A 24,954-nucleotide genomic window follows, 5' to 3' on the forward strand; every position below is an offset into this window, starting at 1 on the left:
GCTAAATCGCCACTTCCATCGACACCCGCGTCTTCAGGCCGCTGCCGTCCATCGTGTGTTCGGCGCTGGCGATCTGCCAGCCTTGCGCATCGATGTGGGGGCGGAAGCCCACCGCCGCGATTCGCGTGCCGGGGGTGAGCAGGGGGTTGCCCCATGCGAGCGAGGCTTCCAGCGTGGCGCTGGCGCGCTGCAGGCGGCTTGTTTCAGACCGGGCGGCGGTCCGCGCATCTTCCTCGCTGGCGTAGATGCCCTTCAGTCGTTTCTTGCGCTCGCCGCCGGTGGCGACGGTCTTGCGCTTTCCGGCCTCGGGATCGTGCCACTGGGCTTCGGCGCCGTCCTGATCCTTGTCGCGGCTCGCGCGGCGCCAGCTCACGCTCTCGCACGCGCTGCGGGTGAGGGTGGCGGCGGGCATGGCCTTGCCGGTGGCGGTGGTGGCGGCGCTGCGCGGGGCGAAGATGAGCGCGCCGCCCTTGACCGTGGCGGTGGCATCGTGAAGCCGCCCGAGATCGCGCAGAAACTGCATGTCAGACTTGTTGTGCTGTTCGGCCACGCCCACCGCGCGGCCTGCCAGATCGGGATGGCAGCGCGGGGTAAGCGCATTGTCCCCCGCGAGCTTGCCGATCACCGCGCCCACCGTCTCACCCACCCAGGTGCGCGTCTTGCGGGTGCGGAAGGTGCCTTTCATGTCCGCGCTGCGGGCCGTGATGGTGACGGTATCGGGCGGGCCTTCCCAGCTCACTTCGTCCACCGTGAAGCTGCCCTTCTCGACCAGCCCCACGGCCACCGGCGTGCCGCGATCCCAGCCCAGCGCCACGGTGATCGTCGCGCCCTGTGGCGGCGGAGCGAACAGGCCATCGGAATCGTCGACCGCGATCTCCAGTTCGTCCGCCTCCTCGCCCAGCTTCTCCGAAAGGCGCAGCGAGCGCAGACGCGGGGCATAGGCGGCGGTGAGGTCCTGCCCGTCCAGCGTCACCCGCCACGCGGCACGGGGCTGCACATAGGCGGCGGTGAGGTCCGGCAGGCTGGCCATCAATCCACCCGGCTGAGTTCAAGCGTGAAATCGGTTCGCCGCGCCTCGCCGCGATCGAGCAGGTTGCCCCGGTCTTCGGTGAGCCGCTCGATCGTGAAGGTGCCGATCACATAGCCGTTGCCATCGACCAGCGGCCACGCCTCCCCCTCTGCCGCCATCTGGGCAAGGGTTTCCAGCGCGTAGTAGCTGCCCACCAGTTCGGGCACGAGCGTGCCGGAAAGTGTGATGCGGTCCTCCCCCGGCCCGGCAAACTGCGCCGCCGGCCGCGCGCCGAAACGATCGGTACGCGGGTGCCGCCAATCGCGCTCGCGCCGGATCTGCTCGAACAGCGTGGTATCGGTTTCGAAGACGAAGAGGCCAAGGGCAGCGAGCATCAGTAATCGTCCTGAAAGCTGGAGCGGCGGGCACTGGCGGCGCGCTTGTCGAGCAGGCGGGCGACACGTTCGGCGAGGGCCTGCGCATCCTCGCCGGGCTGCTGCACGATCGTGATGTTGATCGTATTGCCGCCGCGCGCGGCCACGCCGCTGCCTGCGCTGGCAGGGGCGGCGAAGGATGGTACGGCGAGGGAAAGCGCCCCGGCCCCGGCCACCGCGCTGGCCATGCGGCCCATCGAGCGGAGCGGCGCACCGCTGCCGCCATCGATGCCCGCGGCGAGACCCGCTGTCAGATGCCCGCCCATCGCCATGAAAACGCGCGAGGGGGACTTGATCCCGAAGAAGGCCTTGAAGGCGTTGATGCCGTTGCGTGCGACCTCCAGCAGGCGGTTTCGCAGGCCGAAGGGATCGATGGCGGAGAGCAGGCCGCTCATCATCATCCGGCCAAGGTTCGAGAGCCATGCCGGGGCGCCCGCGAGGGTGTTCTGCACCCATTGCCACCCGGCGAAGAAGGTGGCGCGGATCTGGCCCCAGTTCGCATAGACCAGGTACGTCAGCCCGGCGAGCGCGGCGCCGATCGCGACGATGGCGAGGACCATCGGGTTTGCCAGCAGCATCAGCCCGGCCTGCATGATCCCGCGCGCCATGAACAGCGCCGCCACGCGCAGCACGCCGAAGGCCTGCGCGACTTGCGGGAACACGGCGGCGAGCGAGCCCAGCGCGCGCCATTTCATCACCACGCCCCAGAGCGTGGAGAACGGCCCCAGCACCGAGCCCAGCACATATTGCAGCGCGCCGAAGCCGATGCGCGCGGCGATGAGCCCGCCGAGGAGCGAGGTGAGCGCGCTGGCTGCCCGAGGGTTGGCCTGCGCCCAGCGGCTGACAGCGCCGATCACGCTGTTGACCGTGCCGAGGAACTGCGTGGCGGCGGGCAGCACCGTGGTGCCGAGCGTGATGGCGAGCTGGCTGGCGCTGCCGGTGAAGGCCTTCCATGCGATGCTGGCATCCTGCGCCTCGCGCTGGCGGAACGCCGCATCGACGGTGCCGGCGGAGCCGGTGCTGATCTGGTCGCGGATCCTGCGATAATCGCCCATGTCGAGGATGAGCTGGCGCAGCGCGCCCTGGGCCTGCATGTCCTCGAACGCGAAGGACAGGCGGGAAAGGTCGCCGCCGGTGGCGCGCTGCGTGATCTCGGCAATCGCCTCCAGCGGGGTCTTCCCCTCGGCATAGGCGCGCTTCAGGGCATTCGGGAGGTCTACCCCGAAGTTCTTGCGGAAGGCGTCCGCCGTGCCCTTGCTGTTGATCTTCGCCAGCAGGTTCTGGACGTTGTTGGCAGCCGTCGCGGAATCGCCGGTGCCGCGCCGGGCGATCTGCAGCGCGGCGGAAAGATCGGCCACCGCGCTCACGCCCTGCTGCCCCAGCGCGCGGGCCTGCGCGGTGAGCGCGGGGAAATACTGCGCCATGTCGCGCACTTCGAAGGCGCCTGCCTTGCCCGCTGCCGCCATCACATCGAGCGCGCGCGCCGTCTCGCCGATGGGAACCTTCAGGTTGTTGAGGTTCGAGAAGGCGGCGTTGGCACCATCGGCGATATCGACCTTGAACGCGGTGCCGAGCCGCCCGATCGGGCCGATGAGCGCCACGGCCTGCCGGGGATCGAGGCCCATGCCGGCGAGCACATCGACACCGCCGCGCAGATCCTCGGGGAGCTGGTGCGCGGCCTCGGCAGCGGCAAGGATGTTACGCGCCATCTGCGCGGTCTGCGCGTTGGTGAGGTCCGCCTTCTGCTGGATATCGACCAGACCGCTGCTGAAATCGAACGCGGCGCGGGTGGCGAGCACGAAGGGCGCGGCGAGCGAAGCGCCGCCCACCACGTTAGAGGTGCCGCTCGAGCGGAGGGCCTGCCCGCGCGCGGCGATGCGGGCGCTATCCGCATCGATCACGTTGATGCGCTTTTGCCGCTCGATCTGGGCATTCACGCGCGCGAGGGCATCGGCAAGGGCGCGCTGCCGCTCGATCAGCGGGGTGATGTTGCCGGTGGCCTTCTCCAGCTCGCGGTCAAGCCCGGCCAGCTCGCCCTTCAGCTTCTTCGCCTCGGCAAACATCGGGCGCAGGGCCTGGCTGCCGCTGCGGCCAAGGCCGATGATGTTGCGCAGCGCGCCCGAGAGCCGATCCTGCCCGATGAAGGAAACGATCAGGGAAAGCTTGTTGTCGGCCACCGGGCTACTCCGTTCGGTGCATCTTGTTCCAGCGGTCGACGGCGAGGCCCCGCCACATGATCAGATCCTCCAGATTCAGCGCGGCCAGTTCGGACAAGGGCCAGTGAAAGATGGCGGCGATATCGGCCATCAGTCCTTCGACACTGATCCCCCCATCACTTCCTCGACCATCCGTTTCTGGGCCTTGCTCATAAAAAAAAGCGAGATCGTCCCTGCCGCTTCAGCGATGTCCTCCGCTTCGAGCTGGCTGGCTTCGTGCGCGGTGATGATGGGCATCGAAATGCGCGGCAGCAGCGTGATCACCGAAACCACATCCCCGGCCATGAGGCTCTGGATATTGAGGCCGCGCAGCTCGCCGCCCTTGGGTTTGCGGAGGGTGAGCTGGGCGATCGGACCGCCTTCGCGCTGGATCGGATACTCCAGCGTCAGGGTATGGAACTGGTTCGAAGGGGGTGCGGGGGGCGTGGTTTCAGTCATGGCAGCGGGCCTTTCGTTTGCGGCGGGCCGGGTGTTCCTACCGGTGTGCCCGCCAGCCACCGGTAGGAACTCTGTCAGGCGCCGATGGCGGCGCGGATCTCGGCGTAGCGATCGACGCCGAAGACCACGTAGATGCCGTTGACGAGATCGACCTCGACCCACTCCACGCCATCGACGGTGAGCTTGTAGTAGCTGCAGCCGAGCTTGTACTTGTGCTGGGTGTTGTCGCCCGACTTCGCGTTGCCCCAGTCCACTTCCTTCCAGCGGCCAAGGCAGGCGATTTCCACCGCCTGGACCGTGCCGGTCTGATCATTCTGGAAGGCGCCGGCGAAGCGGGTGAGCGCGGCATCGATGGCGGGGGCGCCGAACTGGGCAAGCACGCCCGCGATCAGGCCGGCCATCGTGATGCCGAGCTCGATCTTGTCGAGCCCCATGTCGATATCGACGGGGCCGATCATGCCGCCGCCGCGATATTCCTCGACCTTGAGCATGAGCTTGGGGAGTTCGACTTCCTCGATCTCGCCCAGATAGCCGCTGCCATCGATGTAGAAATTGAGGTTCTTGAGCTTGGAGGGGAAACCCATGGCGTGTTCTCCGGGTGAGGGGGCTTAGGCGGCGACCTGCTGGGCGAGCGTCGCGTAGTAGCGATCGGTGATCCGCTGGTTGAGTTCGAGCCCTTCGAGCGGCGCGGCGGGGGTGAAATCGTAATCGATCACCAGCTTGCCTGCGGCGAGATCGGTGGGGCTGTTGAGCGCAGGATCATACCAGGCGCGGGCGCCGATCAGACGGCCCTGGCTCACCAGCTTGCGCAGGCGGGCGTTGATCGTCTCGACGATATCGCGCACGAGCCGCGCGGTCATCGGCTTGTCCACCGCCCATGCGAGGCCATAGGCGATCTCATCCGCGATGACCTGGCTGGTGCGGGTGGCCGATTCGAAGGCGAACAGCGGCTCGGCCGAGCGGGTGCGGTTGCCCCAGAAGCGGAAGCCGCCGCTGAAGCGCACCAGCGTTGTGACGCCGGCGGTGTTGAGCAGGGCCGCATCGGTGCTCTCGCTCTGGAAATCGAAGCTGACGTCTTCCGAAATGCCCGTCACGCCGCCGACCGGCACGTTCGAGAGGGTCTTGTGCCAGCCCTGCGCCTCATCGATCTGGGCGCGCAGGCCGAGCGCGCGGGCGACGGCATCGCCTGCAAAGGTGCCGGTGAAGTTCGGCCAGATGAGCATCAGCTCGCGGTCGCCGAAGTCTCCGGCATAGTCCGTCACGGCGGCGACGTTGGCGCCGATCGCGGCGGCATAGACCATGCCGCGCAGCTTCTTGGCCACAGTGACGAGGTGCGCGGTGACCGCAGCGGTATCGAGGCCGGGGGCACCGATGATGCGCGGGCGCACGCCGATCTGGGTTTCGGCGGAAAGCAGGAGATCAGCACCGGCGTTGACGAGGTCTGCCTGGTCTGCCGGATCCGCATCGGCGGCGACGCGCACCAGCACGATCACCGGGCTGGCCTGATCGGCGATGGCCGCGAGCGCGGCGGGCAGCGTGCCGGTGGTGCCGATATCGGCCAGCGCGGCGCGCACATCGGTGATCAGCACGCGGCTATCGAGCGGGAACGCATCGCCATCGGCGAGCGGGGCGGTGCCGATCAGGCCAATGACGGCCGTCGAGGCAGCGGCGATGGCGCGGGTGCCTTCGGTGAGGATGTTGGTCTTGATGCCGTGCAGCATGACGGGCTCCTGTCAGGTGGCGAGAAGGTTCGGGGTGAGCGGGATGGTGAGCCGGGTGAGGGCATTGGCGGCCTGATCGACGCGGGCGCCGATGATGGTGACGGTGAGCTGCCCGGCAGCGAGCGCGCCGCCGAGCTCCACCTTGCGCACGCTGATGCGCGGCTCCCACCGGGCGAGCGCCATGGCGATGGCGACCGAGGCGAGCAGGCGCGTGGTGCGGGTGAGCGGGCGATCGATCAGTTCGGGCAGCAGGCAGCCATAATCGCGGCGCATGGGCCGGGTGCCAAGCGGCGTGGAAATGATATCGGCGATCGACTGGGCGAGGTGTTCATCGCCCGAGAGCACCGCGCCGGTGCTGCGATTCATGCCAGTCAAGCTGGTCATGACGGTGCCCCGGTCTGGCTGCTGCCAGCCTGCACGCCGCCGTGGGTGTGGTTCTTGAGGCTCTTGCCGCTGGCAATCACATCGTCGGACGCGGTGAGGCGCCCGGTGAGGGTGATATCGCCTTCGATGGCAATGCCGGCGGTGGCCTTGATCGCCATCGTGGCACCGGCGGGCAGGATCAGGGCGAGCGCGTGGCCTTCCGGATTGTAGGAGAGGACCGCGCCGTCCGCGAAGGTGATCATTTCGGTGCGGGTGGTGTTCGCGGGCGGATTGTCCGCATTCGCCAGACCGCGCAGGGCGACGGCGATGCCGAGCTGGCCGCCGGGGCAGAGGAGGACGACTTCCTCGCCCACGCTGGGCGGCGACCAGGTGCGGGTCTGCCCCGCGCGGCCTTCGACCCAGCGGATGGGGCCGGTGACGGCCTCGCCGCTCGCGCCATCCTCATCAATCGTGACAGTGCAGCGCGCGGCGGCGAGATCGACCGAGGCGATCCGGCCAAAGCGGATCAGCTCGTCAGGATCGCTGGGGGTGGATTCGGGGCTGCGCATGGGGCGCACAAAGACCGAGCGCGGCGCTGCGCGCCACCCGCGCGCGTTGTGCCCCTGATCCACACAACGCTGTCAGCCAGTGATGAGGCCCATATCGATCTTGTAGGCGACGCCGCTTGCCACTTCCTCGACGCGCTCTGCAGTGGCGGCAGCGTCGTAATTCCCCGCATCGTCAAGGCAGGCGTTGACGGGGCGGCGGTGCCGCACGCCGCCGTGGTTGAACGTGACGGGGACGGTGCGGGTCTCTGCGTTGAACCTGCCGATGGTGGTCTTCATGGGTGACGATCCTTGTCAGTTGCCGAGAGCGAAGATGGTGACGGTGGAAGGTACGCCGCCGCCGTTGTTGCCATAGACGAAGCCGCCATCCTGATTGGCGCCGTTGAGATAGGCCGAATAGGAGCCGCTGAAGTTGAGGCCCTGCCGCCCGCCGGGCACCGCGCCCAGCAGCGCGTTGGGGAAGGGCTTGGGCCAGGTGAAGGCCGAGGCACCGCCGGCGGTGCAGGCAACGTTGCGCCACTGGAAGATGATGTCCGGTCCGAACAGGGCGTGCGCAAGCTGGATGTAGCCGCTGGCGCCAATGCTGGCCTCGGTGACGCGCAGGAACTGGCTGGCATGGAGGCCATCGAGCAGATCGGCATCAAGGCCCGATCCCGAACCATCGACGCCGAGCAGGCGGGCGAGGATCGCCGCGCCGGTGGTGAGGGCATCGACATAGCTTTTGCGAGCGGCGTGGCCGGTGGCGGTGGGATCGCCCGGCAGGGTGAGCGCGCCGGTCATCGTATCGCCCGCCCTGTTGACGGGGGTATAGCCGAGCCGGGCGGGGATGTTGGTGAAGAAGCTGCTGTCCTGCCCATCGAGCAGATCGGCATCGAGGCCGGAGCCCGCGCCATCGTTGCCGCCATGCCAGAGGGGCGCCTCGCTGCTGCCGATGCCGAGCAGCAGGCGGTTCAGGCTGCGATCGAAGGTGAGGTAATCGTTGGTATCGAAATTGATCGTCACGCGGGTGCCGGAACCGGCCGCCCAGAAGTTCGGCAGATTGAAGCCGAGCGTCCCGGTCATCGCGTCGCCCGCCTTGTTGAGCGGGGTATAGCCGAGGCGCGCGGGGATATTGGCGTACCATGCGCCCTGCTGGCCATCGAGCAGATCGGCATCAAGGCCCGAACCGGCGCCATCGCGGGCGAGGAGGAGCGGCAGCAGCGCGGCGGCGAGCGCGGCGGGGGTGACGGCCCGCGCGGCATCGGCCCCGGCCTGCGCTTCGGCATTGGTCGCGATCTCGATCAGGCCCTTGCGGGCGGTGGTCGCGTCGGGATCGGTGAAGTTCGTCGCGCCGAATGCCAGCGATGCGGCGCTGATATCGGCGAAGACGCAATCGATGGCGATCAGCGCCGCGCTTTCCGCCGTCTTGATCAGGATCGGATCGGCCTGCCCGTAGATCGCGAAGAGCGTGCCATCATCAAGGTAGAGCGCGAAGGACCGCAGCGAGTAGGCCGCGTTGCTATCGTCCAGCATGGAAACGTGGATGATGTCGTCCGCCGTGCTGGTGCCGCCCACGGTGGTGATGCGGCGCAGCTCGCCCGCGAGCGCGGTGAGGCCGGGGACCGGCGCGACGGCCGTGGCCGAAAGCCCCGCTTCGGTGATGGTGACCGCATCGGTGCCGGTCTGCTGGGCGTTGAGCAGCGCGGCGCGGCCAGCCTCGGTGATGATCAGGTTGAGCGACATGTCAGGCTCCGAGAGTGAGGATTTCGCCGGAAAGCGAGAGCGGCATCCCGCGCAGGGTCAGTGCGTTGTCAGGCGGGGGTGATGCGTCTGCGGGGCTGGCAAGGGCGAGGCGGGCATAAGTGACCGGGCGCGAGACGGCGCGCAGGCCCACGCCGCCCTGCGCGCGCTGCGCCAGCGTGAAGGTGAAATGGCTGCGCAGCGGCTTGGTCGCGGTGATTTCGCTGATCACGGCATCGACCAGCGAAGCCGCCGGGGCGCCCGTGCCATCGCCGGGCAGTGAAAGGATCACATCGAAGGTGTGCGGGGTGCCGGGGGGCGAGGTCTGCCACCATTCGCGCAGCGCGAGGTTGCCGCCGAATGCGGTGATCACGCGGCGCACCGAATCGAACGTGCCCTTGCGCCGCTGCACCGCGATGGCCTGCGCCACGCGGGCGCGGCGCGTCGCTTCGGGCCATGCCGGGTCCCATTCGTCGATCGAGAGCGCCCAGGCGAGCCATGGCAGCAAGTCCGCCGGGCAATCCTGCGCCGACCACAGCGTGCGCAGCGGCGAGCCTATGTCACCAAGCCGCTGGGCGGCGAGGAGATCGGTCGCCAGCTCCAGCGCGGTGCTGTTCGGGGGCAGGATGGGCGGTGAAGGCATCGATCAGGACGCCGTGCCGCCATCGGCGAGCGTGATGCCGGTGCAGATGGCCACCTGCAGCGCGGTGGGTTCGAGATCGGCGGCAGGCTCGGCCAGTTCGACGTTCTGGACGCCATTGGCGAAGAGCGCGGCGATCACCCCGGCGCGGGTGACCGAGCGGCCAAGGCGGCGCGAGACGGCGAGGTAATCGTCAAGCGCGGCCTGCGCAGCGGCGAGCACCACGGCCTTGTCCGGCCCGGCGCGATAGGTGATCGTCGCATCGACCGTGAATTCCAGCAGCTCGGCCGCAGCAACGTTGACCAGATCGGTGAGCGGGGGACGGTGGAAGCATTGAGCGCGGCGGCAACGGTATCGAGCAGGCCTGCGGACGGGGTGCCATCGCCGCTGCGGGCCAGCACGGTGACGACAACCTCGCCCGGCGCGGGGCTGGTGGCGCTGGCATCGGCCACATCGCCCGAGGCATTGAGGGCGTGGAAGATGTAGGCGCCGGCCGGACCCGCCACCGAATAGCCTTCGGGCGCGAGCACCACGCGGCGGCGGAAATCATCATCGGATTCCAGCACGGCGGGGGTGCCGGCTTCGGGATCGGCGGGGGTGATGACGTATCGCTCGACCTGAAACAGCGCGCCCAGCGCATCGAGATCGGCGCCGCGCGCATAGGCGACCATGACCGCGCGGGCCGCGTCGTTCACCCGCTGGCGCAGGATCATCTCGCGGTAGGCGCCGACTTCGCAGAGCTTGACGATGGGATCGCTTTCCACCGCCGCGTCGAAGGCGGGGAACTTGGCCTGAAAATCCGCGATCCACGCCGCGCGCAGGGTTTCGAAGTCCAGCGCCTCGATCACATCGGGTGCGGGCAGACGGCTGAGATCGACCCCGGTGAAACTGTCTGTGCTGCTTGCCATGGCGGCTGTTTCCGCCGGGGGAGGCCCGCGCGCCTAGTCGCGCGCGTTGTGCGGGGCAGGGCCACAACGCCGCACGGTGGCGGGGGCAGCCGCAGGGCGGCGATGCAGGGGCGCAACGCCGCCCGACGCGCGGCTCATCAGGAGCATGCCTTGCCAAAACCCGTCGAAAACCTGACCGGCGCGGATGCGACGGCCTTCCAGCAAGCGCTTACCCCGTTCGTGAGCGCGATCGTCGATAACGAGGACATCCCCGCAATCACTGCGGCGGTCGCGCAGGCCGAGGCGGCTGCTGCGAATGTGAACAACGGGGTAGCGGCAGCGGCAGACAGCGCCAACACGGCAAGCCTTGCCGCCTCGGCCATGCTCGGCATCAACCGCGTCTTCACCACCACCGCGCTCGGTATCGCAGGGACGACGAACGGGCAGGGCTTCGTGGTGATCCCGGCGACGGGCGCGACCTCGGCAATCCACTACTACAACCAGTCCGGCGTGGCGGCAGCCAGCGGGTTCCAGTTCGCGAGCGAGGCCACCCGCATCGCGTTCAACGTGATCATCACCACGAGCGTCACGAACAGCGGCAACGCCTATTCGGCAACTGCGGCGGGGCTTGGCACGCTCGCGGCGGGCCAGCGCGTCAAGATCGTGCCCTCGGCCACCAATACCGGCGTTGTGACCCTCGCGCTCAATGGCGGATCGGCGCGCACCGTGGCCGATGCCAAGGGGCAAGCCCTGCAGGCGGGCACGTTCGAGGCGGGGCAGGATTACGAGCTGGTTTACACCGGCACGCAGTGGCGGCTGCATTGGGCCATCCGGCAGCAATTCTTCGAAGTCACGGCGCGCAGCCGGCTGTTCCTCGGCACTGCCGGTCTCGTCTCGCTTTCGGCCAGTGCCAATGGCGAGCTGATCGTCACGAGTTCGCTGAACGGCGTTGCCACCGAACTCGCCCGTTTCGACTTTGCGACGGGTTTCCTGCGTGTCGTCAACGGGCTGCGCATTGGCGCCACGGCGGGTTCTGGGGTCGATGTCTACTGGCGGAACAACCCGCAGCCGTTCATCCCCGGATTGGCCAACTCGGACGCTCTTGGCGAGACGGCGGCGTTCACGCAGTCCATCGAGCGGCCCGATGACAGCGATCCGGTCATGATCGGCTCGACCAAGCCATACTGCGTTACCGCATTCGATCTCGGCCGCACGATCATGGTGACGGCCGCCGGCGCGACGATTGACCTGCAGAAATGGACCGATGGGCAGTCGATCAAGATTGCGACCAGCGCGGCCTGCACGCTCTATTCCGGGCCGGACAAGACCTGGTTCGGGCAAAGCTCGACCAACCGCAACATGGCGCTGCCGGCGAACAGCATCGTCACGGTGACGCGGGTGGGAACCGTGCTGTTTTACGAGACGGCGGCCGGCATCACCTTCAACGCCGCTGCGCAGGCCGCGCGCGACATTTCCATCGCCGCGATCGGGCAGTCGCTCGCCGCCTATTTCATCGAGCACGCGGGGGTGGGCGGCTATCAGGCGCAGCAGGCGCTGCTCGCCGGATCGAGCGCAGCGTGGCCTGCTGCGGGATGGGACGCCTCCCGTTCCTCGATCTGGCCGATCAATGCGGCCCTCGGCGCTTCCGCGCTGCTCGAGGCGAACAATCCCTCGAACTTCTGGTGGACGACTGCGGGCGGGCCGGGACCGCGCGCGACCGAGGCAGTGACCAAGATCAATGAGGCGGTGGCGCTGGGCCAGCCCATGCCCGCGCTGCTGCACTGGGTGCAGGGAGAGGGAGATCGCGCTGGCCTGGCGGCGGGCACAACCACCTTTACCCAGTATCGCAACGCGCAGGTCGCCCTCTTCAACTGGCTGCGGTCCCAGCTTTCGCGGCCCAATCTGCCGATCGTGATCTCGCCGCTCGGCGCGGACGATACCAACGCCATCGCGCGCGGTGCCTACATCGCCATCCGCGAGGCGCAGGTCTGGGTCTGCGGGCAGCTTTCGAACGTGAGCCTCGCGCCCGAGAAGTACGACTTGCCCCGCAAGTACACAGACGTCCACCTGACCTACAAGGGGACCGGCATGATGGGCGCGCGGCTTGCGCTGGCAGCCGGGAACATCCTGAGCGGGCAGAACAACAACCTTGGCCCGGCGATCCAGAGCTTCGTCGGCGGTTCATTCACGCACACGATCACGTTCAGCGGAACCGCGCAGCCGGATCGCCCCGGCGCCAGCACGAACCCCGGCCAGCCCCCCGTTGGCTTCGTTCTGCGCTCTCCGGGCGATCCGGTAACGGCGACCTACTACACGATCCCGAGCTACGGCTATGCATGGTCGACCAATGGCAACGGCAACCCCGTTCTGACGCTGACCACGCTTGAGGACGCAACCGGGTGCGTCCTCGCCTACCCCGGCACCTCGCTTCAGGACGTCCGCACCCGCCGCATCGTGCGCGGGCTCTTTTCGCCGTTCCTGCCGCTTCGCACGTGGGGAGGGTAAGCGCCATGGCACCCGAACCACGCTGGCTCACCATCGCGCGCGGCCATATCGGCGTGCGCGAGATTCCGGGGCCGCGCCATAGCCCGACCATCATGGGCTGGCTGCGCAGGCTCGGCTCGTGGATCAAGGATGACGAGGCAGCCTGGTGCGGCACGTTCGTGGCCGCCGTGATGCAGGAAGCGGGGCTGCCAGTGCCGAAGTATCACATGCGCGCGCGGGCATGGGCGGACTGGGGCGCGAACCTGCGCGAGAGCGTGGTGGCGCCGGGCGCGGTGCTGGTCTTCGCGCGCGAGGGCGGCGGGCACGTGGGCTTTTACGTGGGCGAGGATCCCGCAGCCTATCATGTGCTGGGCGGCAATCAGGGCAATGCCGTTTCCATCGTGCGGATCTCCAAGGCGCGCTGCATCGCCATCCGCTGGCCGCGCGGCGAGCCGGTGCTGGGGCGCCCGGTGCTGCTGGCGGCGAGCGGCGAAACTTCGAAAAACGAGGCGTGAAAAGGACTTCGCATGACTGAGGCTGTAAAGCTCAATGAAGGCACCGGCGGCGCGAGCATCGTCGTCGACGAATTGGAAACGCTCAACGGCGAGCCTGTTCCTTCCGAGACGACGCCGCCTACCGGTCCGGTTGTCCAGCGCATGAAGGTCGGCTTCGGCCCGGATGGCGCGCTGAGAGACGTGGATGCCGACAACCCGCTGCCGATTGCGGGCGCTGTCACCATCTCGGGCGTGGCGACGGCAAGTAAGCAGGACACGGGCAACTCCATCCTCGACGCGATCCTGGCCGCGCTGCAGAGCACCCTGGGCATCGGCGGTGCCGTCACGGTCTCCAATCTTCCAGCGACACAGCCGGTGAGCGGGCCCTTGACCAATGCAGAGCTTCGCGCCTCTGCCGTGCCGGTTTCGGGAACGGTCGACGTTTCAGGCTCGGTCGCTGTCACCGGCACTTTCTGGCAAGCCACCCAGCCAATCAGCGCAGCAAGCCTTCCTTTGCCCACGGGCGCAGCGACAGCCGCATTGCAGACCACGGGCAACGCCACGCTGACAAGCATCCTGACGGCTCTCGGCTCTCCGCTGCAGGCAGGCGGATCGGTAAGCATCGCGGGTACGGTGGATGTCTCGGCCGCAAGCCTGCCCCTGCCCACCGGTGCGGCCACGGCGGCCAATCAGACGACCGGCAACACCTCGCTCGCCAACCTCGATACGGACGTGGGCGCGATCGACGCCACTCCCGCTGCGGCGGACGGCACCGGCAATTACAGCCTCGTGGCGGCGGCCAAGCGCGCGCTGCTCAACTGGGCCAACCTGCTTGCGATCCTGCCATCCTCGCTTGGCCAGAAGACGATGGCGGGCAGCTTGTCGGTTGCGCTGGCGAGCGATCAGTCTGTCGTTCCCGTCGCGCTGCCCAACATGACGCCGTTCACTTACAACGGTTCAGGCCCCATCCCGATCAATACCGACTTGATCGTGGTCGATTGCCGAGGTTTTGCGGCGGTGTCGATCCACTGTGTTTCCATGGGCACAAGCGGCGTCGCCACCTTCGCGTGGTCGAATGACGCCACGAACTATTCAAGTGGCAACGTAATCGCTTCGAGCGGCAATCCCGCTGGTTCAATCAATGCCGCAGGTTTGTTCAACACGCCGGTTTTTGCCCGCTACCTTCGGGTCCGGCTCACCACCGCAACAACCGGCGGGACCACGACGTTTGCGGTCCATGGGATGGTGCAGCCGGGCAACCTGCCAACCATTAACCAGCAAGTCTTGCTTACGTCAGGCAGCTTCACCTTTGGCAACCTTGTCCGCGTCAACGGCTTCACCGACAGCAGCACACCACTCAGCAGCGCGGGCGTTTTCACCGGCACAGGCCGCGTCACGACCAACGCTAACTATCCATGGTTTTGCGCAAGGGCTTTTGCCGATCAGGCGGGCACGCTGTTTATCGAATGTTCGGTGGACAGCGGCACCACGTATCGCGTTGCAGACAGCATTGCCTTGGCAGCCGGCGAAACCAAGAGCCTTGCCGTTCGAGCAACCGGCGCTGCGGGCACGGCCACGCTCTACCGCGTGCGCTATGTCAACGGCGGCAGCGCGCAGGGCGCGTTCCAGCTCAGTTCCATGTTCCACGCGTGAGGCCCGCCATGTCCAAGCCCCCGACCTGCAATCCGAACATCGCGCACATAACCGCAGAGGATGGCACTGTATTTCAGGTGCTCAACGAAGCGGGCGACGACTACGACGAAGCTGCCACGCGCGCCGAATACGAGGCATGGCTGGCAGAGCAGGACGGCGGCGCATGAGCCTGCTGACGCTGTTTCAGCTCAATCTGGTCGCGGTGAGCGTGCCGGTGACGGTGTTGCCCCAGCATGCCTACACCGCGACAGGCCGGGAGCGCGCCAGCACGGCGACACCGCGTCAACGCGCGGACAAGGCAAAAAGGCGCAATCGCAGTTTTGCCGCTACCAGTCGTCGCCGCGCTTTCACTGCAGGACATTGAGATATGAGCATCACATTGCAGAACATGCTCCCGGGTGCAGATATCCGCTATTCGCTGGACATGACGCCGATGCTGCCGGAGGGCGCAACCTTGACAGCAGCGGCGATCACGATGCGGCTTGGCGAAGATCGCGCGAGGGTGACGGCGAGCGTCCAGGGCACGAAAGCGATCGTGCGCGTGGAAGCTCGCGAGCTCGGTCCGGTGTCGTTCGATGTGATCGGCGTATTCAGCGACGGCCAGAAGGATGGCGAAACGATCCGCGTCCAGATCGTTTGACGAAAATCGCCACTCAGCGCGCCAGCCAGTCGGCCACTTCCTTGTCGATCGCCTCCAAGTCCGCCGGGGCGAAGCCGAGCAGGGGGCGGGCGGGATAGCGCACCTTGATCGAGTTCGGGATCTTCGGATCGACCGGGGCGGTGAGGCCATAGTGGTGGATCTCGGCGGTGCCGGCCACCAGCGGGCGGAACGCTACCTCGATCTCATCCGGCCGGGCGAAGGCGCGCAGGTTTCGGGCGAGGCTGGCCTTGGGGAACATGCGGCCCCGGCGCTTGCGCAGACGGCCGCGCCTGTCTCGCTTCGATTTGCGCGGTTCCATGGGGGCGCCATCGGGCGTCACGTTGTCGCGGATGCGGGCGGCGTTGGCATCGCGCAGGGCCTTGCCGATCTTGCGGGTGAGGCCGATCCGCTCACCCGGTTCCAGCTTCTGCAGCACGCCGCCGAGCCAGGGGGCGAGGGCGTCCAGGCTGTCCGCCTGCGTTTCGCTCATGATTCGGGGAGGGGCGCGAGCTGCTGGCCGTCATGCCAGATCGAGAGGACCGGGCCGGGGCGCGTGGGCTCGCCATCGGGATCGATGGGGACGGGCTGCGCGATGGGGGTGAGGTGCCACTGCCCTTCGCCCTGCGGCGCCGCGGCGACGCATTCATCGAGGGTGAGCACGATCTGCACATCGAAGGTCTTGTCGTCGAGGATATCGACTTCGAACGGGAAGCCGTTCTGCCCGCCGGGGGCGAGCACCTCGGGCTGCTGCTGCCGCAGCCATTCGGTGACGGCGAAGAAGGGGACGGCGGGATCGCCTGCGAATTCCTTGAGCAGAACGGTGAGTTGGTATTCCCACGCGAAGCCGTGCGCGCCGAGCCGGCTGCGGACGCGGCCTTTCTCGATCCACATCGCCAGCGCATCGGGATTGCGCCCCAGTTCGGGCATCAGCGCCACCAGCATGGCGCGCAGCGAGGCGGGCTTTTTCATTCGCCCGGTTCGGCCTGGTCGACCGGCTGCGGCGCGTGCTGGCCCGAGAGCAGGTGCCAGTGCGACTGGAAGGCGACGCCGAGCGCGGTGGCGGCGCTGAGGCCGCTGACGATCGAGATCAGCGCGAGGATGAAATCACCCATTGCTTGTGTCCTGCGATAGCCCGATGCGGCGCTTGAACAGGAAGGCGGCGCCATCGAGCAGAAGGGGGAAGCCGACGAAGCCCTGCGCCATGGCGAGGAGCACGGCGGCGACCGGGTTGAGGTGATAGTAGCTCACCAGCACAACCGAGGCGGTGGCGAAGGCGGGAAGGGCCGAAAGCTCTGCAATCGCGATGTAGCGGCGGCGGCGCACCCAGTGGACCGCGAGCGCGGGATCGGTGGGCGCATCGGCGCTATCGCCATAGAGCTTGAGGCCAAGCTTGGCGACCACGATGGTGGTGCTGGCGAAGAGGCTGGCCATCCACCAGAACAGGAATTCCAGCCAATCGTCAAAGTCGCTGCCCATATCAATCCCACAGGTTCACGGTTTCGAGGGTGCTGGAGGTGGCGGCCTGCGGCGGGTCTGGCAGAAGCACGGTTGTGCCTTCCGCGATCACAGTGCCCAGTTCGGCGATGCTGGCCCCGCCGTTACGATTGAGCTCGAACGCGGCCTCGACCACGCCGCCGGCGGTGGTGCCGAGCTCGCGCCAGCAGATGAGATCCAGCGTATCGCCCTCGCGCGCGGGTGCGGTGATCGTCATCAGATCAGCTCCACGGTGCAGCGCGGGGTGCCGATCAGATCGCGGATGGCCTGCGTGCAGAGGCGGCGATAATCGGCGGCGGTGAGGCGTTCGTCTTCGGCCACGGTCTGGCCGTGGGCGGTGGCGCTCATGTCGCGGTGAAGGTCCGCCAGCTCGGCGGCCGCGGCGAAGCGGACGGCGCGGGTGAAGAGGAGGACGCCGCGCGGCTTGCCGCCGAGGGTGCGGTCGGGCTGGAATTCGGCCAGGGCGGTGATCCCTTCGCCCTCGCGCGCGGCGCGCCAATCGGCCAGTTCGCCATCGACGGTGAGGAGGCCGCCCTCGATCGCGGCGATGAGTCGGGCGTGGGGCACGGTATCGCCCAGGCGCAGCTCATCGCGCATGGCGTTCACATCGATGGACGGCCAGAAGCCATCGCCCGCGACCTCGGCATTCTCGGGCGATGCGGAGGGCGGAGGGACGGTGACGAAGGACATCGGGCTCGGTTCCTAACGGGGGGTGAGGGTTAGGGCCTTGCGGCTGCTGCCTCCGGCCCTGCCCGCCCCCCGGCGCGGGTGGCGCAGCTTGTTCAACTCGGTTCGGCAGGCGCGAGCTTGCCGAGATCGCGGGTGAGGGCCTCGATCAGCTTCTTGACGCCCACCGCCTTGTTGAGGCCGAGCGCAGCCTGCAGGTGGGTGAGGGCGGCTTCGATCAGCGCGCGCTTGCCGCCGGCGACGGCGCTTTCCGCTTCGGGATCGAAGGCTTCGGCGCGGGCGTGGAAGGCGAGGCCGAGTGCCTTTTCCAGCTTGGCGCGCACCTGATCGTGCATGTCTGCATCGGCGACCAGCGCGGCGACGGCCTGCAGCGTTTCGAGATCCACCTGCGGCGGGGACTTGAGCCCGGCCTCGGCGAATTCCTCGGCGATCAGGGTGGCAGGCTTGCGCACGTAGCGTTCGGGCAGCGCCAGGCCGTGCTGCAGCACGTGGGCGGCGAGGCGCAGGGCATAGGACCAATCGGCAACGTCGATCGCCCAGATCAGCATGGTGGTGACGATCTCATCCTGCGCGGCGGTTTCGGCAGAGAGCGCGCCTTCGACCCACGGGCGGTAGCGATCGATCATGCCGCGCTTGGCTTCGATCTTGCGCTCGACGCTTTCGATATTGCGCAGTTCGTTGAGATCGATGCCCAGCGCGGCGAGGAGGAGCTGGTATTCGGTGGCGACGGGGCCATCGACAGGCATGGCAGGCGCGCCGCTGGCGGCCTCTGCCGTGCCCGAGGCGAGGCTGGCGAGGACGCGCTGGCGGTGGGCGAGGGCGGGGCTGAAAGACATGGGCGCGGGTTCCTGCTGGGGGGTGGGCACGCTATCCGGCGCTTGCCCGACCGGTTTGGTTATGCGGCATCCGCCACCCTCCCCGGCCTCTGTCTGGGCTCTTGCGGTCCCGGCCCGAATGCCAGAAACCGCCGTCAAAGCCTCTCGGGTTGTCCCTTAGACCGGGCGAGCCGGGGCGGCGCCGATGACGATGTTCTCGACCAGCGCGACCAGTTCGTAATCCTCGACCACGTAGTCTTCGTTGACGCTCTCGTAGTTGGCGATCCGGTTGTATTCCGGTTCGTCCTTCAGGTAGCGGCGGCGGGTGCCCTCCTGATAGTAGATCGAGAGGTTCTTGAGCGTGGTGATCAGGATTGCATTGGCCGGGAAGAACGGCACCGTCACAGCCTGAAGACCGCCGATCGTTTTGTTGGAGCGGATGATGCGATCCGTCGCTTCAACTTCGGTAGCCGTCGCGCCGGTGGTCTGTGCGATGGTGAAGTACTTGTCATCGACCAGATCGCTGCCAATGATCACCACCAGATCGGTGCGATTGCGGTGCCATTCGGGCAGGAGGCGCTTGGCATCGAGCACGAGGGCATCGAGCGAGCTGTAGTCCGCGGCGGCCGTAGTCGAATGACCGGGCTGCGCGGAAGTCGCGTTGGGATCGAACAGCACCACGCCGGGCTTGACGTAGATCGCGCGCAGAGCGGCGTTGTTCGTGCCATTGGTGCGGACGGTGAGCGCGCCATCGTTCATCACCTGAGCGGGGGCGCGATCGCGGATCTTCTTGAGCCAACCGATGTTGACATCCTGCAGCAGCGGGTTGGCGACGCGATCGGTGGTGGCGGCGGCGGAAGTGCCGTTCCAACCGATCATGATGCGGTCGCGCGCCTGCTGGCGCAGGATTTCATCGCGCAGCAGCGTCTCGAATTCCGGACGGTGGCGCCAGGCATCGAGCAGGCCGTAAGCCATCGCCCAATCGAAATCGGTCTTGCGGCAGAAATAGGTGTTGGTTTCCGCGCTGCCGGTCGGATCGGCCGGATTGCGCCGCGCGCCGCCCGAGGTGTCCGTCCGGCCCGCCATGCTGCGGGTGGTGCCGAGGCCGAGGGTCTGCTCGGTCTGATCGACGACCGGAGTGACGTTGATCATGTTCAGGAATTCGGACGATTCGCGCATCTTGACTTCGAGGCGCTGCTCGACCGCCGGATCGACCGAGAACTTGGTGGTGGCATCCTCGACGCCGTTGAGCAGCGCGATCTGGCTGACGTAGGCGTTGAAGCGGAGCCGGGTTTCGTTGCGCATTGTCTCTTCCTTGGTGCGGGTGGCGCGGGGCTTTGGCGGATCGGCGGGAGCGTTTGAGGGGCGGGATCAGCAGTCGGTCTTGATCGTGTCCGGTGCGCCGCCGGTGGCGGGGGCGCGCTGCTGGAACTTGTTGGCGGGGGTATTTTCGAGCAGCTCGCGGAAGGTCTTCACTTCGGCCTCCAGCGCGGCGGTGCGGGCCTGACTGGCTTCGGTGAAGGCCTTTACGGTGCTGGCCATCTCGGTCATCACCGCGCCGATCTGGGCGAAGGCGGCAGCGGTGGCCGCTTCACCTTCGGGTGCCGCCGCCGGTGGGGAGGGGGGCGCCGGCGGCGACTTCGGTTCGGCAGGCTTGCCGGAAAGGCTGTCCACGAAAGCGCTGATCTTGGCGAAGAGGCCGGTGGTCGGATCGGCGGGCGGGGTTTCCTCGGCGAGTTCGATCATCACTTCCTCGGCGGCGGTGAAGAGGTTCGCCTTGTCCTGCTTGCGGTGGGCGAGGGGGTTGTTCTCCCCCTGCGAGGCGGCGAACTGCAGCATTTCGGTGCCGAGGCTGGCCGGGCTGTCCGTGACGGCGAGGCCGACCAGGTAGGCCTTGCCGGTGCCGGCGAAATTGGGCGCGATCTCGACCGAAGAATAGAGCTTCTGGCCCTTCTTGTTCATCGCGATCAGGGGATCGAGGGCATCCACCTCGGCGAAGAGGGCGAGAAGCTTCTTGGGCTTGCCGCCCACATTCAACTCGACGGTATCGGTCTTGAGGCTGAGCACATCGCCATAGGCCTGGAACGGGCCATCGGCGGTGATCCCGCGCACATGTTCGAGGTTGACCCGCGCGGCATAGGTTTCGCGGTTGTAGGTCTCGGCCGCGTCGAGCAGCCACTGGCGGTCGATCGCGCGGCCATCGGTGGTGGCGCCTTCGACTGCGACGCGGAAGAAACGGGTCTTGGCCATCGGTATGCTCCGGTTCGGGTGTGGCTGGCTGGTGGCGGATCAGCCGGGCCGGACGGGTGCAAAAGGCATTCGGCGCGGCAACCTTGCAACGCGGGCGCGTTGTGAGGGCAGGGGTCACAACAGGGCGACATGGGCCGCGCGGGCGGCGCGGGCATAGCGTGCCGCCGCATGGAGCTGCCGCCCGACAACGATAATCCCCTGCCCGAGGAGGACGACGCGCCCGAGGCCGATGCGGCAGCGGGCGGTCTTGCCGCGCCGGTCGTTTCGCTGCCGGCGGTGGTGGCGAAGCGGCTGCAGGCCCGCTCGCTCTACTGGCGGGGCTGGTCGATCACCCAGATCGCGGACGAGCTGGCCATCCCCTACACCACGGTGGCGAGCTGGAAGGTGCGGCATGGCTGGGACAAGGCGAGCCCGGTGGAGCGCGCGGAGGAATGCCTCTGGGTCCGCTACAGCCAGCTCATCGCGAAGGAGAAGAAGACCGGGCACGACTTCAAGGAGATCGACCTCCTCGGGCGGCAGTTCGAGCGGTTTGCCCGGCAGCGCAAGTATGAGGGCGAGGGCGGGAACGAGGCGGACCTAAACCCGAAGCGCAGCAACGGGGCCAAGGCGGCGAACGCCAAGAAGGACGCCGAAAAGAACCTGATCACGCCGGACATGACCGCGCTGCTGCGCGCGGACATGGAGGCAAACCTCTTCGGCCATCAGGAAGACTGGCTGAATACCACCAGCCTGCGCACGCGCATGATCGTGAAGAGCCGCCAGATCGGCGCGACCTGGTACTTCGCGCGCGAGCGCCTGCTGGTGGCGCTGGAGACCGGCAAGAACCAGATCTTCCTTTCGGCGAGCCGGGCGCAGGCCAACATCTTCCGCGCCTACATCGTGCAGTGGGTGCAGAAGGTTTGCGGCGTCACCCTGAAGGGCGACCCGATCGTCATCCAGCGCGGGGTGATCGAGGGCGAGGATATCGGCAGCAAGGTGCTGGAGCCGGTCGAGCTTTACTTCCTCGGCACCAATTACCGCACCGCGCAGGGTTATCACGGCGACGTGATCATTGACGAATGTTTCTGGATCTACGGGTTCGAGGAGCTGTTCAAGGTCGCCGCCGCGATGGCGACGCACAAGATCTACACGCGCACCCTGTTCTCGACGCCCAGCACTCTGGCGCACGAAGCCTATGCGATGTGGAGCGGTGACCGGTTCAACCGGCGCCGCGCCAAGGCGGACAAGGTGCGGATCGACCTTTCGCACGATGCCCTCAAGAACGGCGCGATGGGGCCGGACGGGATCTGGCGCCAGATCGTCAACCTGTTCGATGCGATCGCCAAGGGTTTCGACCTGGTCGACGCCGAGGAGCTGCAGCGCGAGTATTCGGTCGACGAATTCGACAACCTGTTCCGCTGCATCTTCCTCGATGACAGCCAGTCGATGTTCCCGTTCGAAGTCATGCGGCGCTGCATGGTCGATAGCTGGGAGGTGTGGCGCGATTTCCAGCCCTATGCGCAGCGGCCCTATGCCGGCGAGGTGTGGCTGGGGTACGATCCGAACGCGAGCGAGAGCGCGACCGGGGACGACGCCGCGCTGGTGGCGCTGGCGGCGCCCACCAAGCCCGGCGGCAAGTTCCGCGTGCTGGAAAAGCAGCGGCTGAAGGGCCTGCAGTTCGATGCGCAGGCGGACGCGATCAAGGCCATGACGGCCAAGTACAACGTGACGCGGATCGCGATCGACACCACCGGCGCGGGCAAGGCCGTCCACCAGCTCGTGGCCAAGTGGTTCCCGACGGCCGAGGCGATCCACTATTCGCCGCTGGTGAAGAGCCAGATGGTGCTGAAGGCCAAGAACGTGATCACGGCCGGGCGGCTCGAATTCGATGCCGGTTGGCTGGATGTGATGGCCAGCTTCATGGCGATCCGGCCCGAGATCACCAAGCAGGGCATCACTTATACCGCAGGCCGCGCCGGGGGCGTGGGCCATGCCGATCTTGCCTGGGCGATCATGCACGCCCTCTATTTCGAACCGCTCGATGCATCGGATCCGGGCGGTGGTTCCACGCTGGAGATTTTCGATGGCGAATCCTGAGACCCTTCCGGCCCCTTCGGGCGTTTCCGCGTTTGCCTTTGGCGATGCGGTGAGCGTGCTCGATCGGCGCGAGCTGTTCGACATGTTCGAGGTGGCGCACAACGGGCGCTGGTATGAGCCGCCGATCAATCCGGCAGGCCTCGGCCGGGCCTATCGCATGGCGCCGCACCACCAGAGCCCGATCCTGCTGAAGCGGAACATGCTGGTGGCTTCGTTCGTGCCGAGCCGCTGGCTGAGCAAGGCCGATTTTTCGCGCTGGGCGCTGGACTGGATCATCTTCGGCAACGCCTATCTGGAAAGCGTGCCCAACCTGGCCGGACGCCCCGCGATGCTGCGGCCTTCACCGGCGGCATGGACGCGCGTGGGCGTGAAGCCGGACACCTTCTGGTTTGCCCCGCGCACCTATAATTCGGCGGACGCGACACAGTTTGCACCCGGCACCGTGCACCACATGGCCGAGCCCGATCCGATGCAGGAAATCTATGGCATGCCCGAATATCTGAGCGCGCTGCAGAGCGGCCTGCTCAACGAGAGCGCCACCCTGTTTCGCCGCAAGTTCTACATCAACGGCAGCCATGCCGGGTACATCCTCTATGTGGGCGAGGAGAGCTTTTCCGAGAAGGACAGCGAGGCGCTGCGCAAGGCCATGCGCGAATCGAAGGGTCCGGGGAATTTCCGCAACTTCTTCCTGCACATCCCCAAGGGCAAGCCGGAGGGGGTGAAGATCCTGCCGATCGGCGAGGTGGGTGCGAAGGACAACTTCCTCGATATCAAGAACGTGACGGCGGAGGATATGCTGGCCGCGCACCGCACGCCGCCGCAGCTTTGCGGCATCGTGCCCAAGAACACCGGCGGCTTTGGCAACGTGGTGGATGCCGCGCGCACGTTCTACCATCTCGAAATCGTGCCCATTCAAGACCGCATGCTGGAAGTGAACGACTGGCTGGGGCTCCCCGCGATCGCCTTTCAGGAGCCGGATTTTGCGAGGCTGGTGGCGGCGCCGGCGTCGAACCCCTGATTTCACGAGTTCCCCCGTGAAAGCGGGGGCCAGGCTGTTAGCGCAGCCCAAGCCGGCGGACTGGACTCCGCCACGAACCGATCGAGCTCGAATCGATCCGTCCCGCTCCCCGGCCGGGGATGGAACGGATGCGGAACAAATGAAGCGGAGTCCAGTCCCCATGATGATCGAAAATGATGCAATCGAAGCCCTGCAGCCGGTGGCGCCGGTGCGGCCGCTGGCGCCCTACATCGGCGGCAAGCGCAACCTCGCCAAGCGGGTGGTGGCCCGCATCAACGCCTTGCCGCACGAGACTTATGCCGAGCCCTTTGTGGGCATGGGCGGGGTTTTCTTCCGGCGCGACCGGCGCCCGGCGGGGGAAGTGATCAACGACTGGTCGGAGGACGTTTCGACGTTCTTCCGGGTGGTGCAGCGGCATTACGTGCCGTTCATGGAAATGCTGCGCTGGCAGATCACGAGCCGCGCGGGGTTCGAGAAGCTGCTGCGGCAGGATCCGGCAAGCCTCACCGATCTGGAGCGATCGGCGCGGTTCCTTTACCTGCAGAAGCTGGCCTTCGGCGGGAGGGTGCGGGGGCGGACGTTCGGCGTGGTGCATGGCGCGCCTGCGCGGTTCGATGTGACCAAGGTGGGGCCGATGATCGAGGCGGCGCACGAGCGGCTTGCCGGCGTGATCATCGAGCGGCTGCCGTGGGCCGAGTTCATCGCGCGCTATGATCGGCCGGGCACGCTGTTCTACCTCGATCCGCCCTACTACGGGTGCGAGCGCGACTATGGCGAAGGGATGTTCACCCGCGAGGAGTTCGCCGCCATGGCGGAGCTGCTGCGGGGCGTGAAGGGGCGCTTCCTGCTCTCGCTCAATGACCACCCGGATGTGCGCGAGATCTTCGCGGGGTTCCGCTTCGAGGAAGAGGCGGTGCGCTACACGCTGGCGGGAATGGCGAACAGCAAGGTGGTAGGCGAGGTGATCATCTCGAACTAGCGCCAGCGGCGGGCGAGGCCGCGGCTGATGAGGTAGCGGCCCGCATCGACGCCATTGACCCAGATCCGCGCGAGCGTGCGGCCATAGCGATCGGTGCCGGTGCGTTTCAGCTTCACCGGGCCATGCGCGAGGAAGAGGGCGAGTGCGTCTCGGGCGCGCTCGCCCTTCGTGTAATCGCACCAGGGCGGGTTGCGGCTGCCTTCAAGGCGGCGCGCGGCGGCGGGGCTGCAACGCTGGGAGCGGAACAGCTCGGGCGCGTCGATATCCTCGATCCGGATGCGCTCGCCGCTGCAGAGGCGGACGGTGTCGCCATCATGCACGCGGGCGATGCAGACGGGCGCGGCGGCGAGCGAGAGGGCGAGGAGGAGCAC

31 protein-coding genes and 1 pseudogene are annotated in these 24,954 nt (G+C 67.3%); 9 read left to right on the forward strand and 23 right to left on the reverse strand.

Translation table 11 applies throughout. The features are described 5' to 3' along the window. Nucleotide 1: 1 nt before the first annotated feature. From K5Q19_RS01120 to K5Q19_RS01180, 13 genes and pseudogenes are all read right to left on the reverse strand, one after another. Nucleotides 2-1,030, reverse strand: a complete 1,029-nt coding sequence (locus tag K5Q19_RS01120; RefSeq protein ID WP_292939988.1) for a contractile injection system protein, VgrG/Pvc8 family — start codon at nt 1,028-1,030, stop codon at nt 2-4. After that, nucleotides 1,030-1,404 (reverse strand): phage tail protein, encoded by a 375-nt coding sequence (locus tag K5Q19_RS01125; RefSeq protein WP_292939991.1) that lies wholly within the window; start codon nt 1,402-1,404, stop codon nt 1,030-1,032. The genes K5Q19_RS01120 and K5Q19_RS01125 overlap by 1 nt, the downstream gene beginning before the upstream one ends. Next, on the reverse strand, nt 1,404-3,620 hold the full coding sequence (locus tag K5Q19_RS01130) for a phage tail tape measure protein (RefSeq protein ID WP_292939994.1): 2,217 nt from the start codon (nt 3,618-3,620) through the stop codon (nt 1,404-1,406). The genes K5Q19_RS01125 and K5Q19_RS01130 overlap by 1 nt, the downstream gene beginning before the upstream one ends. A 4-nt stretch (nt 3,621-3,624) precedes the next feature. Further along, a complete protein-coding gene (locus tag K5Q19_RS01135; protein ID WP_292939997.1) occupies nt 3,625-3,750 on the reverse strand; it encodes a GpE family phage tail protein in 126 nt (41 codons plus the stop codon). After that, nucleotides 3,750-4,097, reverse strand: a complete 348-nt coding sequence (locus K5Q19_RS01140) for a phage tail assembly protein (RefSeq protein ID WP_292940000.1) — start codon at nt 4,095-4,097, stop codon at nt 3,750-3,752. Before K5Q19_RS01140 ends, K5Q19_RS01135 begins: the two co-directional genes overlap by 1 nt. 74 nt (nt 4,098-4,171) lie before the next feature. After that, nucleotides 4,172-4,681, reverse strand: a complete 510-nt coding sequence (locus tag K5Q19_RS01145; RefSeq protein ID WP_292940003.1) for a phage major tail tube protein — start codon at nt 4,679-4,681, stop codon at nt 4,172-4,174. A gap of 24 nt (nt 4,682-4,705) precedes the next feature. Further along, a complete protein-coding gene (locus K5Q19_RS01150) occupies nt 4,706-5,818 on the reverse strand; it encodes a phage tail sheath subtilisin-like domain-containing protein (protein ID WP_292940006.1) in 1,113 nt (370 codons plus the stop codon). 12 nt (nt 5,819-5,830) lie between these two features. Next, a complete protein-coding gene (locus K5Q19_RS01155; RefSeq protein WP_292940009.1) occupies nt 5,831-6,202 on the reverse strand; it encodes a GPW/gp25 family protein in 372 nt (123 codons plus the stop codon). Further along, nucleotides 6,199-6,750, reverse strand: a complete 552-nt coding sequence (locus K5Q19_RS01160) for a phage baseplate assembly protein V (protein WP_292940012.1) — start codon at nt 6,748-6,750, stop codon at nt 6,199-6,201. Before K5Q19_RS01160 ends, K5Q19_RS01155 begins: the two co-directional genes overlap by 4 nt. Before the next feature lie 72 nt (nt 6,751-6,822). Continuing rightward, a complete protein-coding gene (locus tag K5Q19_RS01165) occupies nt 6,823-7,026 on the reverse strand; it encodes a hypothetical protein (RefSeq protein WP_292940015.1) in 204 nt (67 codons plus the stop codon). Between the two features lie 15 nt (nt 7,027-7,041). Continuing rightward, nucleotides 7,042-8,469, reverse strand: a complete 1,428-nt coding sequence (locus K5Q19_RS01170; protein ID WP_292940018.1) for a hypothetical protein — start codon at nt 8,467-8,469, stop codon at nt 7,042-7,044. Nucleotide 8,470: 1 nt separating this feature from the next. Beyond that, on the reverse strand, nt 8,471-9,109 hold the full coding sequence (locus tag K5Q19_RS01175; RefSeq protein WP_292940021.1) for a phage tail protein I: 639 nt from the start codon (nt 9,107-9,109) through the stop codon (nt 8,471-8,473). A gap of 3 nt (nt 9,110-9,112) precedes the next feature. Next, nucleotides 9,113-10,014: pseudogene (locus K5Q19_RS01180) on the reverse strand (baseplate J/gp47 family protein). A gap of 150 nt (nt 10,015-10,164) precedes the next feature. Between K5Q19_RS01180 and K5Q19_RS01185 the strand changes: the two are divergent. The 6 genes from K5Q19_RS01185 to K5Q19_RS01210 are packed head-to-tail and all read left to right on the forward strand — an operon-like array spanning nt 10,165 to nt 15,264. Then, on the forward strand, nt 10,165-12,498 hold the full coding sequence (locus tag K5Q19_RS01185; RefSeq protein ID WP_292940024.1) for a sialate O-acetylesterase: 2,334 nt from the start codon (nt 10,165-10,167) through the stop codon (nt 12,496-12,498). Between the two features lie 5 nt (nt 12,499-12,503). Continuing rightward, nucleotides 12,504-12,992 (forward strand): TIGR02594 family protein, encoded by a 489-nt coding sequence (locus K5Q19_RS01190; protein WP_292940027.1) that lies wholly within the window; start codon nt 12,504-12,506, stop codon nt 12,990-12,992. 12 nt (nt 12,993-13,004) lie between these two features. Continuing rightward, the gene (locus tag K5Q19_RS01195) at nt 13,005-14,624 is read left to right on the forward strand and encodes a hypothetical protein (protein WP_292940030.1); all 1,620 of its coding nucleotides are present in this window, start codon (nt 13,005-13,007) and stop codon (nt 14,622-14,624) included. 8 nt (nt 14,625-14,632) lie between these two features. Then, nucleotides 14,633-14,791 (forward strand): hypothetical protein, encoded by a 159-nt coding sequence (locus K5Q19_RS01200; protein WP_292940033.1) that lies wholly within the window; start codon nt 14,633-14,635, stop codon nt 14,789-14,791. Beyond that, complete coding sequence (locus K5Q19_RS01205) at nt 14,788-14,988, forward strand: hypothetical protein (protein WP_292940036.1); 201 nt, start codon at nt 14,788-14,790, stop codon at nt 14,986-14,988. The genes K5Q19_RS01200 and K5Q19_RS01205 overlap by 4 nt, the downstream gene beginning before the upstream one ends. 3 nt (nt 14,989-14,991) lie before the next feature. Beyond that, nucleotides 14,992-15,264, forward strand: a complete 273-nt coding sequence (locus K5Q19_RS01210) for a hypothetical protein (protein WP_292940039.1) — start codon at nt 14,992-14,994, stop codon at nt 15,262-15,264. 13 nt (nt 15,265-15,277) lie between these two features. Here the strand turns inward: K5Q19_RS01210 and K5Q19_RS01215 are convergent, their stop codons facing one another. The 9 genes from K5Q19_RS01215 to K5Q19_RS01255 all read right to left on the reverse strand — a co-directional run bounded on the left by K5Q19_RS01215 (nt 15,278) and on the right by K5Q19_RS01255 (nt 20,510). Then, complete coding sequence (locus K5Q19_RS01215; RefSeq protein ID WP_292940042.1) at nt 15,278-15,754, reverse strand: phage virion morphogenesis protein; 477 nt, start codon at nt 15,752-15,754, stop codon at nt 15,278-15,280. Next, complete coding sequence (locus K5Q19_RS01220) at nt 15,751-16,233, reverse strand: phage tail protein (protein WP_292940045.1); 483 nt, start codon at nt 16,231-16,233, stop codon at nt 15,751-15,753. Before K5Q19_RS01220 ends, K5Q19_RS01215 begins: the two co-directional genes overlap by 4 nt. Further along, on the reverse strand, nt 16,230-16,376 hold the full coding sequence (locus K5Q19_RS01225) for a hypothetical protein (protein WP_292940048.1): 147 nt from the start codon (nt 16,374-16,376) through the stop codon (nt 16,230-16,232). The genes K5Q19_RS01220 and K5Q19_RS01225 overlap by 4 nt, the downstream gene beginning before the upstream one ends. Further along, nucleotides 16,369-16,740: a hypothetical protein gene (locus K5Q19_RS01230; RefSeq protein ID WP_292940051.1), complete on the reverse strand. Its 372-nt coding sequence runs from the start codon at nt 16,738-16,740 to the stop codon at nt 16,369-16,371. Before K5Q19_RS01230 ends, K5Q19_RS01225 begins: the two co-directional genes overlap by 8 nt. 1 nt (nt 16,741) lies before the next feature. Next, nucleotides 16,742-16,975, reverse strand: coding sequence for a tail protein X (locus tag K5Q19_RS01235; RefSeq protein WP_292940054.1), 234 nt, complete (start codon nt 16,973-16,975; stop codon nt 16,742-16,744). Further along, a complete protein-coding gene (locus K5Q19_RS01240; protein ID WP_292940057.1) occupies nt 16,975-17,448 on the reverse strand; it encodes a head completion/stabilization protein in 474 nt (157 codons plus the stop codon). The genes K5Q19_RS01235 and K5Q19_RS01240 overlap by 1 nt, the downstream gene beginning before the upstream one ends. A gap of 92 nt (nt 17,449-17,540) precedes the next feature. Next, nucleotides 17,541-18,281, reverse strand: a complete 741-nt coding sequence (gene gpM, locus K5Q19_RS01245; RefSeq protein ID WP_292940061.1) for a phage terminase small subunit — start codon at nt 18,279-18,281, stop codon at nt 17,541-17,543. A gap of 156 nt (nt 18,282-18,437) precedes the next feature. Further along, entirely contained in the window at nt 18,438-19,565 is a 1,128-nt protein-coding gene (locus K5Q19_RS01250) for a phage major capsid protein, P2 family (RefSeq protein WP_292940064.1), read from the reverse strand. A gap of 66 nt (nt 19,566-19,631) precedes the next feature. Continuing rightward, a complete protein-coding gene (locus K5Q19_RS01255) occupies nt 19,632-20,510 on the reverse strand; it encodes a GPO family capsid scaffolding protein (protein ID WP_292940067.1) in 879 nt (292 codons plus the stop codon). Nucleotides 20,511-20,678: 168 nt separating this feature from the next. Here K5Q19_RS01255 and K5Q19_RS01260 point away from each other — a divergent pair, with 168 nt between their 5' ends. The 3 genes from K5Q19_RS01260 (at nt 20,679) to K5Q19_RS01270 (ending at nt 24,583) form a co-directional block, all read left to right on the forward strand. Next, nucleotides 20,679-22,586 carry a terminase family protein gene (locus K5Q19_RS01260; protein WP_292940070.1) on the forward strand — a complete coding sequence of 636 codons (1,908 nt, stop codon included), beginning with the start codon at nt 20,679-20,681 and terminating at the stop codon, nt 22,584-22,586. Next, a complete protein-coding gene (locus K5Q19_RS01265) occupies nt 22,573-23,604 on the forward strand; it encodes a phage portal protein (protein ID WP_292940073.1) in 1,032 nt (343 codons plus the stop codon). Before K5Q19_RS01260 ends, K5Q19_RS01265 begins: the two co-directional genes overlap by 14 nt. Before the next feature lie 160 nt (nt 23,605-23,764). After that, on the forward strand, nt 23,765-24,583 hold the full coding sequence (locus K5Q19_RS01270) for a DNA adenine methylase (RefSeq protein WP_292940076.1): 819 nt from the start codon (nt 23,765-23,767) through the stop codon (nt 24,581-24,583). Here K5Q19_RS01270 and K5Q19_RS01275 read toward each other — a convergent pair. Beyond that, nucleotides 24,580-24,954 carry a thermonuclease family protein gene (locus K5Q19_RS01275; protein WP_292940079.1) on the reverse strand — a complete coding sequence of 125 codons (375 nt, stop codon included), beginning with the start codon at nt 24,952-24,954 and terminating at the stop codon, nt 24,580-24,582. The genes K5Q19_RS01270 and K5Q19_RS01275 overlap by 4 nt on opposite strands.

The organism is Novosphingobium sp., from assembly GCF_019748365.1.
Taxonomy (GTDB): Bacteria; Pseudomonadota; Alphaproteobacteria; order Sphingomonadales; family Sphingomonadaceae; genus Novosphingobium.